The 12,910-nt window shown below is 53.8% G+C and carries 7 protein-coding genes; 3 read left to right on the top strand and 4 right to left on the bottom strand.

Annotation, left to right across the window (positions count from 1 at the left end):
* Nucleotides 1-4: 4 nt before the first annotated feature.
* The 4 genes from ACIDE9_RS04555 to ACIDE9_RS04540 form a co-directional block, all read right to left on the bottom strand.
* Nucleotides 5-3,151, bottom strand: coding sequence for an efflux RND transporter permease subunit (locus tag ACIDE9_RS04555; RefSeq protein ID WP_411993065.1), 3,147 nt, complete (start codon nt 3,149-3,151; stop codon nt 5-7).
* An 18-nt stretch (nt 3,152-3,169) separates the two neighbouring features.
* Entirely contained in the window at nt 3,170-4,390 is a 1,221-nt protein-coding gene (locus tag ACIDE9_RS04550) for an efflux RND transporter periplasmic adaptor subunit (protein WP_411993064.1), read from the bottom strand.
* A 175-nt stretch (nt 4,391-4,565) separates the two neighbouring features.
* Nucleotides 4,566-6,263, bottom strand: coding sequence for a YbaL family putative K(+) efflux transporter (gene ybaL / locus ACIDE9_RS04545; protein ID WP_194754056.1), 1,698 nt, complete (start codon nt 6,261-6,263; stop codon nt 4,566-4,568).
* A 209-nt stretch (nt 6,264-6,472) separates the two neighbouring features.
* Entirely contained in the window at nt 6,473-7,084 is a 612-nt protein-coding gene (locus tag ACIDE9_RS04540; protein WP_411993061.1) for a TetR family transcriptional regulator, read from the bottom strand.
* 127 nt (nt 7,085-7,211) lie between these two features.
* Between ACIDE9_RS04540 and ACIDE9_RS04535 the strand changes: the two genes are divergently transcribed.
* Genes ACIDE9_RS04535 through ACIDE9_RS04525 form a run of 3 tightly spaced genes read left to right on the top strand, consistent with a single transcriptional unit; the run spans nt 7,212 to nt 12,883 of the window.
* Nucleotides 7,212-8,375: an efflux RND transporter periplasmic adaptor subunit gene (locus ACIDE9_RS04535; RefSeq protein WP_411993059.1), complete on the top strand. Its 1,164-nt coding sequence runs from the start codon at nt 7,212-7,214 to the stop codon at nt 8,373-8,375.
* 25 nt (nt 8,376-8,400) lie between these two features.
* Nucleotides 8,401-11,511, top strand: a complete 3,111-nt coding sequence (locus ACIDE9_RS04530; protein ID WP_411993057.1) for a multidrug efflux RND transporter permease subunit — start codon at nt 8,401-8,403, stop codon at nt 11,509-11,511.
* Nucleotides 11,501-12,883, top strand: a complete 1,383-nt coding sequence (locus tag ACIDE9_RS04525) for an efflux transporter outer membrane subunit (protein WP_411993056.1) — start codon at nt 11,501-11,503, stop codon at nt 12,881-12,883. Before ACIDE9_RS04530 ends, ACIDE9_RS04525 begins: the two co-directional genes overlap by 11 nt.
* The last annotated feature ends 27 nt before the right edge of the window (nt 12,884-12,910 follow it).

Genomic DNA, 12,910 nt, shown 5'->3' with positions numbered 1-12,910 from the left:
AGATTTAATCGTGGGCTGTGTTTGCTGGCGCATTTTCTGCGTGATAAGGGAACAGTGAGCGGATCAGCACATAAAACAGTGGCACAAAAAACACACCGAGGAAGGTGGCTGTCAGCATGCCGCCGAGTACGCCGGTCCCAATCGCCTGGCGGCTAACTGCGCCTGCACCGTGACTAAATGCCAGCGGCAGTACGCCAAAAATAAAGGCGAGCGACGTCATCAGGATAGGCCGCAAGCGCAGTTTCACCGCTTCCAGCGTGGCTGTGAGCAATGGCTGGCCGCGCTCTTGTAAATGTTTGGCGAATTCGACAATCAGGATAGCGTTTTTGGCTGACAGGCCTATGGTCGTCAACAGGCCCACCTGGAAGTAAACGTCAGCGGTCATGCCGCGCAAACTGGTGGCCATGACCGCACCCAGAATGCCCAGCGGTACTACCATAATCACCGAGAAGGGCACCGCCCAGCTTTCGTATAGCGCCGCCAGGCACAGGAACACAAATACCACTGAGACTGCATACAGCAAGGGGGCTTGTGAGCCTGAGAGTCGCTCCTGGTAGGACTGTGCACTCCACTCATAACCAATGCCAGCCGGTAATTGCTTGATAATACTTTCAGCAATACGCATGGCCTCGCCGGTACTGGTGCCTTTGGCTGCCTCGCCGACGATTTCAACGGAAGAAATACCGTTATAGCGCTCGAGCAAAGGCGAGCCTGATACCCAGCGGGTATTAGAAAACGCAGAGAAGGGCACCATGTCGTTGGTACTGTTGCGCACATACCAGCGATCAATGTCTTCAGGTTGCATGCGGTAAGGCGCATCGCCCTGCAAATAGACTTTTTTGACGCGGCCTTTGTTGATAAAGTCGTTGACATAGGTGCCGCCCATGGCGATAGACAGCGTGGAGTTGATATTGGCGGTGGTCAGGTTGTAGATACCAGTCTTCTGGTCATCAATATTGAGCCTGAACATAGGCGTATCATCCAGCCCGCTTGGACGCACGCGGTTCAATTTCGGGTTGTCTGCGGCTAGTTGTACAAATTTGTTCCTGGCGTCCATCAACCCCTGGTGTCCCAGCCCGCCGACATCCTTGAGTTCCAGTGTAAAGCCGGAGCCCTGGCCCAGGCCGCGCACAGGTGCAGGCTGGTTGACAAACAGTTTGGCATCCCTGATCTTGGACAAGGCTTTGGTCATCTTGTCTGCGAGTGACGCCGCATCTTCGCCTTCACCACGTAGTGACCAGTCTTTGAGGCGGATAAAGGCTCGGCCGGTGTTTTGGCTGCCACCACCGCCCTGGCCGAGGCCAGCAATGGTTAAATATTCATCAATGACCGCTTCCTGGCCGTCCAGGTAGTGCTCGATTTGACGTAGCACACGCTGCATCCTGCTATCGGTGGCACCCACTGGTAACTGAATCTGTGCCATGAGGATGCCCTGGTCTTCGGTGGGCAGGAAGGAACTGGGTAAACGCAGGAACAGGAAAGCCAGCAAGGCAAGAATGCCTGCATATACCACCATGGTGAATAGTTTTTGGCGTAGGATTTTTTCAACCACCGCCTGGTAGCCATTGGCAAAGGCCTCGAACGCCGGGTTAAACCAGCGGAAAAACCAGCCGAACAGGCCACCTGTCGCTGCATGGTGATGGTTGGATGGTCTGAGCATGGTCGCACACAGAGCAGGGGTCAATGTCAGTGCAACCAGCACAGACAGCAACATGGCCGACACAATGGTGATGGAGAACTGGCGGTAAATCACGCCGGTGGCGCCACCAAAAAAGGCCATGGGGATAAACACGGCAGACAGCACCAGCGAAATGCCGACCAGAGCACTGGTAATTTCACCCATGGATTTACGCGTGGCTTCTTTCGGGCTCAGGCCTTCCTCACGCATCACACGCTCGACGTTCTCGACCACCACAATGGCATCATCCACCAGCAGGCCAATCGCCAGTACCAGGCCAAACATGGTCAGTGTATTGATCGAAAAGCCAAATGCTGCCAGCACACCAAAGGTGCCGAGTAACACCACCGGTACGGCAATGGCTGGAATCAGTGTCGCGCGCAGATTCTGCAAAAACACATACATGATGATGACAACCAGGAGGATGGCTTCTATCAGCGACTTAACGACTTCCTTGATGGAAATACGTACAAATGGTGTCGTGTCATATGGGATGTGGATACTGAGTTTCAGCTCGGGCGGGAAATACGGTTCCAGCGCTGCCAGCTTGTCTTTCACGGCTTGCGCGGTCGCCAGCGCATTGGCGCCTGACGCGAGTTTGACACCAAAGGCTGCGGACGTTTTACCGTTGAGGTTAGCAACCGGGGTGTAACTCTCGGCACCGAGTTCCACGCGGGCCACATCCGACAAATGAACCACGTAACCGTCTGCGCCGGACTTGACGATAATCTGGTTGAATTGTTCTACGGTTTGCAATTTGCTGCGGGCGGTAATCGGCGCATTCAAACCTTGGCCTTTGACTGAAGGCAGGGCGCCTAACTGGCCAGAGGAAACTTCGGTATTCTGTGCCTGCACGGCCGCTGAAATGTCGGAAGGAATCAGGTTGTATTTTTGCAGCTTGGCCGGGTCCAGCCAGATGCGCATGGCATAGCCCGCGCTCAGGGTTTGTACATCTCCCACCCCATCCAGGCGGCTGATCTGGTCTATCAGGTTACTCGAAATATAATCACCAATATCAATGGCGCGCACCGTCGGGCTGTCAGACATCAGTGAAATCATCATCAGGAAGTCGATGCCGGTTTTGGCGACGGTCACGCCCTGGCTTTGTACAATCTGCGGCAGCCTGGGCATGGCCTGCTGCAGTTTATTTTGTACCTGCATTTGTGCCACATCGGGGTTGGTGCCGGCATCAAAGGTGAGGCTGATATTGGCCGTGCCTGACGACGTACTGCTGGCAGACATATAGGTCAGGTTATCAATGCCCTTCATGTATTGCTCAATCACCTGCGTCACCGAGTTTTCAATGGTGTCCGCTGCAGCGCCGGTATAGGTCGCGTTAATAGACACACGCGGTGGCGCAATATCCGGGTATTGCTCCAGCGGCAGCCATTCGATGGCGCCTATGCCTGCCAGCATGATGACAATCGCAATCACCCAGGCAAAGATAGGGCGTTGGATAAAAAAGGACGCCATAATTAAATTCTCTTCTGGTTAGCGGGCAGGGTTCACGGTAGCCGGTTGTGCTGCAGTCGCTGCGGTGGCATCTGTATGACTGGTTGGACTGGTTGCGGCAAAGGGCACGGCCTTCACTTCGCTGCCCACGCTGATGCCTTGCACACCATCCATAATGACGCGGTCACCTGCCTGCAAGCCACTTGTGACACGCCAGTTGTCACCTTGTGCGCCACTGGTTTCCAGGGTTTGCTGGATGACTTTCTGAGTGTTGTCCACCAGTAGCACCGTGGGCTCACCGCGCGTATTCCTGGTCACCGCACGTTGTGGCACCAGGATGGCGGCTTTTTCTTCGGCGACATCAATCAGGGCGTGGACATACATGCCAGGCAGCAAGATGCCTTCCGGGTTAGGCACCACTGCGCGCAGCGTGACTGCCCCCGAAGTGGTGTTGACGCTGATGCCGTTAAATTTGAGTTTTCCAGCATGCGCATAGGTGGAACCATCTTCGAGTACCACGCGTACCGGGATTTCTTTTTGCGACGTGCTGCTCAGCTTGCCGCTGGCAATATCACGTTTGAGTTTAAGCAAGTCACTGCTGGACTGGATGACATCGACATAAATCGGATCCAGTTGCTGCACGGTAGTGAGCGCTGTGTCCTGGCTGGCGGTAACCAGCGCACCGGGTGTGACGGTAGACGTCGAGACAAAACCAGTGATGGGTGCAACCACGCGTGTGAAATCGAGGTTGATTCTGGCTGTAGCTAGCGCCGCCCTGGCAGCAGCCACGTCGGCTTCGCCCTGTTGTAATGCCGCTTGCGCGTCATCGTTATCCTGTTTGCTGACGGCGTTGATTTTGACCAGTTCTTTATAACGGTCTGCTTTGAGTTTGAGGGTGGTCAGCGAGGCTTCGGTTTTTTGCAGTGCAGCGGCTGCACTTTGAGCGCTGGCCTGGTAAGGGGCCGGTTCAATCTGATACAGCAGTTGGCCTGCTTTGACCAGTGCACCTTCAGTAAAGGCACGCTGGCGGATAATGCCGCCGACTTGTGGCCGCACCTCTGAAATCATGAATGGGTTGGTGCGCCCTGGCAGGTCGGCCACGATAGGCTGGCTGGCAGGCTGTACGGTGATGACCCCGACTTCTGGTGTTTTTTTGGGTGGTTTGTTGTCTGATTGGCCGGATGAGCAGGCTGCCAGCAGCAGGCTGGTAAAGCATAGCAGCCATACGCCGCATTTAGCATAAAGAGGAGTGGTGTTCATAAGGTACCAATATCGATATCGTTATTCTTGTCTGACAAGATTGTACTGCGTTTGATTGGGCGTGAATGTAACGATACGTATCGACTGCCAATACAATGACATCATAGCGTTAAATCGGGGATTGCTACAAAAAATAAAGGCTGCAGAAGCAGCCCTTATTCAAGTTTTAATGCGTTTACAGCACGTGCCGTTCAAAACGCTGTAACACATGGGCAGACATGCCTTTGGCCAGTTCTTCCTCGCCAAAAAACACCGCTTGGCCGAGGTCTTTTTGCAGGCGCTGGTATTCGTCCTCGTGATGGGTGCGGATCACCACTTCAATGTCCGGTTTCAATTGCTTGGCAATGTCGACAATTTTGCGGATATCCATGGCGTCTGGCGTGGCGATAATCAGCATGGCCGCATTGGCAATGTGCGCCTGTATCAACACCATGGGGTCGGCAGCGTTACCCGAGACCGCCGGCTGGCCTTGTTTGCGCAGTTTTTCCACCAGTTCGCGGTTTTGTTCGGCCACCACAAACGGGATCGCTGAGTCGGTCAGGGATTGCGCAATCCGTTTGCCGACGCGCCCGTAGCCCACTAACACCACCTGGCCTTCCAGGAACTTGCGCTCGGTCGACATGGGCAACTCACCATATGGATCCATGCGCAATGATAAGCGTCTAGCCACGTCTGACTTGTTGACCACCCAATTGGCTAAGGGCTTGATCGACGCAAAGACCACCGGGTTCAGCGCGATGGAAATCAGCGCGCCCGCCAGCACCAGGCTCATGCCATCGGCTGACAGCAAGTTGAGCGATACGCCCAGGCCCGCCAGAATAAAGGAGAACTCCCCAATTTGCCCCAGGCTGGCGGCAACAGTTAACGCCGTATTTAAGGGGTAGCGCAACGCCAGCACAATCGCGACTGCCGCCAGCGATTTACCGAGGATAATAATCGCTACTACAGAAAGCACTTGTATGGGTTGCTTAATCAGGATGCTAGGGTCAAACAGCATGCCCACGGCGACAAAAAACAGCACCGCAAATGCATCGCGGAAGGGCAGGGAATCTTCAGCGGCACGGTGACTGTATTCGGATTCACGCATGATCATGCCCGCGAAAAAGGCCCCCAGCGCAAACGAGACATGAAACAGCGAGGAGGCAAAAAAGGCCACGCCAATCGCCACGGCAATCACGGTGAGGGTAAACAGTTCGCGTGAGCCAGTGCCTGCTACATACCATAGCAACCACGGCAATACCCGTTTGCCGATGACCAGCATCACCACCACAAAGCCGGTGATTTCAAGCAAGGTCACACCGATCGTTTCCCAAATGGCGCTGGCATTGGTGGCTTCACCCTGGCCACCCAGGACACCTGCCAATGCGGGCATCAACACCAGTACCAGCACGGTTACCATGTCTTCTACCACCAGCCAGCCGACGGCAATTTTACCGTTCATGCTTTCCAGGATACGTCTGGATTCGAGTGCTTTGAGTAAAACCACGGTACTGGCGCAAGACAGCGACAGGCCAAATACCAATCCATGGCCCATGCTCCAGCCCCAGGTGTGTGCTACCAGCATGCCGAGCAGGGTGGCCAGGGTCATCTGCGCCAGCGCGCCGGGCAGGGCAATACGTTTGACTGACATCAGGTCCTGCACTGAAAAATGCAGGCCGACGCCAAACATCAGCAACATGACGCCAATTTCGGACAATTGGGAGGCGATTTCAATGTCGGCAACAAATCCAGGCGTGGCCGGGCCGATGATGATCCCGGCAAACAAATAACCGATTAGCGCTGGCAATTTGAGTTTTTCGGCAATCAGGCCGAATATCAGTGCCAGCGCAAATGCAGCGGCAATGGTGGTAATGAGTGAAAGGTTATGATCCATAGCAGTTTTTTCTTAAATTATTGTTATAAGGTGGTCTATTCGATGACGGATGACACGCCATGTGATTGAAAGATGGCGCGGTCACCTCATACTGACCCTGATCACACAAAAAAGTTGAACAATTTTATTGTCATCAATGTATCCGGCTCTTATCTTGCCGGAAGGCAGGCGTCTTCGTCAATGCTTGAGCACGATGATCCGCGCAAGGATTATGGCTGGAAAAGTGGCATGGATAAGCGTTGCAGGCCATATTCGCACAGTTGTTCGGCACGTTGCCAACGTTGCGTTTCGCTGAGGCTGCCAAAGTAGATGATGCTGAACACGCCTTCAATGACTGACTGGCAATACAGGCTGATTAAGTCAAAATCGATGTCTGCAGAGAGTTCGCCTTGTGTAATGGCCTGTTTCAATAAACTGTCGATTTGCGTAATGCGCTTTTTCTCCCAGGCAAAGCGTAGTTGCAGCAACTCCGGCGAATCATCAATGCCGATATATAAAAAGAACAGGACGCGCTGAATGGAGCTAGGCTCAATATAGCTACGGATCTCATGCAGGCAATATTGCTTGAGGTTGCCTAATGCCGCAAGGGTCGGTTGGAGCTGGAACGGGGAGACGGTTTCAATCACGCGTTCCGCCATGGCGGTAGCGACTTCCAGCTTGCCTTTATAGTGGCCGTAAACGGCGCCGCGTGACAACTCGGCGGCTTCGGCAATGTCGGCCATGGTGGTCAGCGTAAAGCCTTTGCGATAAAACACGTGTTCCGCGGCATCCAGAATCTGGTCGCGGGTTTTTTGCGCATCTTCCTTGGTTTTTCTGGCCATGATCTCTAGGCTTATCATTCCTCAAACAATTTGCGTATGATACCAAAAAATAATTAATCAGTCATGATTGATTAATTATTGAAGGGCGGATAGAATATTGATGTCCATATAGTAAGAAGGCATGTTCATGTCCCGTTTTTCTGTCAGCACGGCCTCGGTCGCCACATTCTTGTTATTGCAACTCTCTGCCTGTAGCAAACCGCAGGAAGCCGCGCAGGCCGCGGCGGCTGCGCCTGAGGTCGATGTGGTCACCGTGCAGGTTGCTGAAATCCCCGCTGAGGTTGAATTGCCAGGCCGTGTAGAGGCCTACCGCATTGCCGAAGTGCGCGCGCGCGTTTCTGGTATTGTCTCCAAGCGGCTATATCAGGAAGGGCAAACAGTGAAGGCGGGCACGCCATTATTTGCCTTGAACCCGGAGCAATTGCAGGCCAGTAAATTGGAAGCAGATGCTGAACTGGCCAGAACCGAAGCCAACCTGGTGAATGCCAATGACAAATTGCAACGCTACCAGTCGCTGGTGGGCGACCAGTCAGTAAGCCAGCGCGACTACCGCGCAGCACAGGCAGAGGCGCAACTGGCCAAAGCCGAAGTGGCGGCGGCGCAAGCCAAACTCAATCGTGCCAAGCTCGATGTGGCCTATGCCAATGTGACGGCACCGATTGATGGTGTCGCGCGTCGTGCGCTGGTCACCGAAGGCGCGTTGGTAGGTAAAGATGAAGCCACGCATATGACCACGGTAGAACAAATTAACCCGGTGTATGTGAATTTTGCGCAGTCTTCTTCTGAGGTGTTCGCTTTGCGCAAAGCGTTGCGTGACGGTCAGTTGAAGGGCAGCAATGGCCAATTGCAGATTGCCCTGCTATTGCCGGATGGTTCGGCTTATCCAAGCGCGGGTAAGTTGTCATTCTCTGATGTGTCTGTGAACCAGACCACAGACTCAGTGGTCATGCGCGCCATTTTCGATAATCCGCAGCAGGAGCTGATGCCAGGGGCTTATGTACGCTTGAAAATTCGCCAGGCGACCAATCCGAATGCGATTTTAATCCCCAGGGATGCCTTGATCCGTGACCAGTTCTCCAGCCGGGTATGGGTGGTCAATGCCAAACATGAACTGGAGTCACGTGAAGTGCAAACTGGTGCTGTGATCGATAAACAGTGGGTGATTGAGCATGGCCTGCAAGCAGGTGAGCAGGTGGTGGTGACCAATGCTGCCACGCAAACGGCGGGCGCAAAAGTGACGCCCAAGCAGGTAAGCGCCACAGACAAAATAACGAAAGCGGTTGCGCCTTAAACGGTAACCTAAGGAAAGTGAATACATGAGCCGTTTCTTTATTGATCGCCCGATTTTTGCCTGGGTGATTGCCATCCTGATTGTGCTGGCAGGTTTAATTGCCATCAAGCAATTACCGATTGCGCAGTATCCTGATATCGCGCCACCAGTGGTCAATATCGCCGCCACTTATCCTGGTGCATCGGCCAAAGTGGTCGAAGAAACCGTGACCTCGATTATCGAGCGCGAGATGAATGGTATGCCAGGCCTGATGTATGTGTCTGCCACCAGCAACCAGGGCATGGCTTCTATTAGCGTGACTTTTCGCCAGGGCACCAACCCTGATCTGGCGGCAGTGGATGTGCAAAACCGCCTTAAAAGCGTGGAAGTGCGTTTGCCGGAAATCGTGCGCCGTAGCGGTATCATGGTGGAAAAATCGGCGGATAGCTTTCAGCTGATTGTGTCACTGACCTCAGAAGATAACCGTTACAGCGAGATCGACCTCGGGGAGCTGTCATCGGCGACGGTGATGCCTACGCTTAAGCGCGTGCAGGGGGTGGGTAAAGTGCAGTCATTCAGCCCGGAATATGCCATGCGTATCTGGCCGGATCCGCAGAAAATGGCGGGTTTAAATGTCAGCGTGACCGAAATCTCCAATGCCTTGCGCAGCTACAATACGCGCCTGACCTTGGGCCAAGTAGGCGCCAGCGGCGTGCCGGATGGCGCGCCATTGAGTGTGACGCTCGAAGCCGAAGCGACATTGAAAACGGTAGAAGACTTTGCCAATGTGCCACTACGCAGTCAGGCAGATGGCTCGGCCTTGCTGGTGAAGGACGTGGCGCGCGTGGAAATGGGTAGCAGTGACTATACCTACAGCTCTAAAGTCAATGGTAAGAATGCCGCCGGGATGGCGATCAAGCTGTCACCGGGCTCGAATGCGGTAGAAACCATCAAGCGCGTCAAAGTGGCGATGGAGCAAATGCAGCCCTATTTCCCGCCAAACGTGGTGTTCCAGTTGTCCTATGACTCCTCAGCATTTGTGTCTATCTCGATTAAAAAAGTGATTCAAACGCTGGTGGAAGCGGTGCTGCTGGTGTTCGTGGTCATGTATTTATTTATGCAGAACCTGCGCGCGACCTTGATTCCGACCATCGTGGTGCCGATTGCCCTGATGGGGACGTTTGCTGTGATGTACTGGCTGGGTTACTCCATCAATGTGCTGACCATGTTTGGCGTGGTGCTGGCGATTGGTATCCTGGTTGATGATGCGATTGTGGTGGTGGAAAACGTTGAACGCCTGATTGTTGATGAAGGCTTATCTGCGCGCGAAGCGACTATTAAAGCCATGTCGCAAATCAGTGGCGCGGTGGTGGGTATCACCGCTGTGCTGGTGTCGGTATTTATCCCGATGGCCTTTTTTAGTGGCGCGGTGGGCAATATCTACCGCCAGTTTTCACTGGCGTTATCGGTGTCGATCAGCTTTTCGGCTTTTCTGGCGTTGTCACTCACGCCTGCTTTGTGTGTCACGCTGTTGCGGCATGAAACTAGCCCGAAAGCCCGCTTTTTTGTCTGGTTTAACCGTAGCTTTAAATGCATGACCGAGCGCTACACGCGCCTGACCGGTGGCTTGCTCAACAAGCCACTGCGCTGGCTGGGCGTGTTTGCACTCATCGTGACCTTGGTCGGCTGGCTGTTTATGCGTTTGCCGAGTGCCTTCTTGCCGGAAGAAGACCAGGGTAACTTTATGGTCATGGTGTCGTTACCGCAAGGCGCGACGCTGGCAGAAACTGCCGAGGTACTGGGTGATATGAGCCGTTATATCCAGCAACACGAGCCGGTGGATATTATTTTTGAAGTCAGCGGTTTCAGCTTTTACGGCACCAGCACCAATAGCGGCATGCTGTTTATTACGCTCAAGGATTGGGCAGAGCGACCCAAGGCAGAACAACAGGTGCAGGCGATTGTGAACCGCGTCAATCAGCACTTTTATGGCCGCCCTAATTTGAGTATTTTCGCTATGAATGCGCCGCCATTGCCAGAGCTGGGTAGCGTGGGTGGTTTTGACATGAAATTGGTAGACCGTGCGAGTGTGGGCATAGAAACGCTGATGAAGGCGCGCGACCAACTGATCGCCGAGTCAACCAAACATCCTGAATTAGCCAATGTCTTGTTTGCCGGGCTGTACGATACGCCGGTGGTGAATATGCAGCTCAACCGCAGCAAGGCCAATGCGCTGGGCATCTCGTTGGATGAAATCAATGACTCATTGGCGACCTTGCTTGGCTCGAATTACCTCGGTGATTTTGTCTATGGCAACCAGGTGCGCCGCGTGCTGATTCAAGCCGATGGTAAACAACGCCAGACGCTGGAAGATATCAAGAAAATCCGCCTCAAAGCCGCCGATGGCAGCCTTGTACCGCTATCTTCCATCATGACGCTGGACTGGGCCATGGGTACCCCACAACGCACGCGTTTTAATGGCTTTCCGTCATTTAATATCAATGGCGGTGCCGGGCCGGGGTATAGCAGCGGCGAAGCCATGCAGACCATAGAAAAGCTGGTACAAGGGTTGGGCAAAGGCATCGGCTTTGAGTGGGCAGGTCAATCGCTGGAGGAAAAACAATCCGGCAGCCAGGCCATTATGCTGTTTGGTTTATCTATCCTGATTGTGTTCCTGGTGCTGGCCGCCTTGTATGAAAGCTGGGCCATTCCGTTCGCCGTGATGCTGGTAGTGCCCTTGGGTGTGTTGGGCGCCTTGCTTGGCGTGACTATCCGTGGTTTGCCCAATGATATTTATTTCAAGGTAGGCTTGATTGCAACAATTGGTTTATCTGCCAAAAACGCCATCCTGATTGTGGAATTTGCCCGCGAGCATGTGCTGCAAGGCATGCCTTTGCTTGAAGCCAGTTTATTAGCGGCTAAAGAGCGCCTGCGGCCAATTGTCATGACCTCGCTGGCGTTTGGTGTCGGTGTGATTCCATTGGCATTTTCCACCGGCGCTGCGTCGGGCGCACAAGTTGCCATCGGCACCAGCGTGCTGGGTGGCATTATCACCGCGACCTTGCTGGCGATCTTTTTTGTACCGTTATTTTTTATTGTCGTGGGGCGCTGGATGAAAAAGCCAGCCGCACAGCAAAGGGTGTCACATGAAGTTTAGCCGTATTCCACTCATTGTCGCACTGGCATTTGCGATAAACGCTTGCTCGCTGATGCCGGAATATTTCCGGCCAGCTGCGCCCGTGCCTGAGTCTTACCCAGGCCAGCCAGCGAATGAGACGGTGGCTGAAGCACCACCACTCACCTGGCAAACTTATTTCCCTGATGCCGATTTGCAGCAACTGATACAAGTGGGGTTGGCGCATAACCGTGACCTGAAAACAGCCGTGCTTCGCATGGACGAAGCCAAGGCCACTTACGGTATACAAAAAGCCGATCGCCTGCCGACCATACAGGGCAACCTGACGTACGATCGCAGCCGCACTGTGTTCAGTTCCAGCCAGGCATTCGAGGCAGAGTTGTACCGCGTTGGGGTAGGTATTTCTGACTATGAGATCGACGTGTTTGGCCGTGTGAAAAGCCTGACGCAATCCGCGCTGGAACAATACCTGGCCGTGACTGAAAACCGGCAAGCGGTGCAAGCTACCTTAATCGCCGAGATTGCCACGCAGTATGTCAACCTGTTGACCTTACATGCACAACTCAAACTGACACAGCAAACACTGGACGATCGCAAGCAGACCTTGCATCGCACCCAGCGTCGCTTTGAGGCCGGTTTGGATCAGGTGCTGGATGTCAAAGCCGCCCAAATCCAGGTTGAGCAAGTGCAGGCGCAACTCTCGCAATGGCAGCGCCAACTGGCAACCACGCAAAATGCTTTGTATTTACTGCTCGGCGAATCGTCACAGCGCACACCGTTAGTCATCAAACCTCTGGCGGATTTAAAACTGGCTGACGTTACGCCAGGCTTGCCTTCCAGCTTATTGACCAGGCGTGCCGATATCCGCGCTGCTGAGCACCAACTCAAAGCCGCCAATGCCAATATCGGTGCCGCCAGGGCTGCGTTTTACCCACGCTTGCAACTCACTACCAATGTCGGCCTGGTTAACTCGGAGTTCTCCAAACTGTTTTCTGACACCGCCAGCAACTACTGGTCTTTCAGCCCGCAACTGACCATCCCGATCTTTAACTATGGCCGCAACAAAGCCAACCTCAACCTTGCGCAAACCCGTGAGCGCATTGAAGTGGCCAATTACGAAAAAACCATCCAGACCGCGTTTAAAGAAGTGATGGATGTATTAAGCACACGCACAGCGATTGCTGAAGAGTCCGCGGCCAGGGCGCGTTTACGTGACTTGGAAAGCAGCCGTCTGCAACTGGTTAAACGTAAGCTGGATCAAGGACTGGTGACGTACCTGGAGTTGCTCGATTCGCAGCGCAGTGTACTGGATGCGCAGTCGCAGGCGTTGCAGATTCAGCAGCAGGCTTTACAGAATCAGGTAGGTTTGTATAAAGCGCTGGGTGGGAGCTAAGCTTTCACCACAACGTAGTTGACGTGT

This window comes from Methylophilus sp. 'Pure River' (genome assembly GCF_046765995.1).
GTDB lineage: Bacteria > Pseudomonadota > Gammaproteobacteria > Burkholderiales > Methylophilaceae > Methylophilus.
This window is presented reverse-complemented; position numbering and strand designations above follow the sequence as displayed.

Bases quoted from the DNA above. Each gene is read 5' to 3' on its own strand.
- ybaL (WP_194754056.1), bottom strand. From the start codon at position 6,263: ATGGATCATAACCTTTCACTCATTACCACCATTGCCGCTGCATTTGCG.
- ACIDE9_RS04550 (WP_411993064.1), bottom strand. From the start codon at position 4,390: ATGAACACCACTCCTCTTTATGCTAAATGCGGCGTATGGCTGCTATGC.
- ACIDE9_RS04530 (WP_411993057.1), top strand. From the start codon at position 8,401: ATGAGCCGTTTCTTTATTGATCGCCCGATTTTTGCCTGGGTGATTGCC.
- ACIDE9_RS04525 (WP_411993056.1), top strand. From the start codon at position 11,501: ATGAAGTTTAGCCGTATTCCACTCATTGTCGCACTGGCATTTGCGATA.
- ACIDE9_RS04555 (WP_411993065.1), bottom strand. From the start codon at position 3,151: ATGGCGTCCTTTTTTATCCAACGCCCTATCTTTGCCTGGGTGATTGCG.
- ACIDE9_RS04535 (WP_411993059.1), top strand. From the start codon at position 7,212: ATGTCCCGTTTTTCTGTCAGCACGGCCTCGGTCGCCACATTCTTGTTA.
- ACIDE9_RS04540 (WP_411993061.1), bottom strand. From the start codon at position 7,084: ATGGCCAGAAAAACCAAGGAAGATGCGCAAAAAACCCGCGACCAGATT.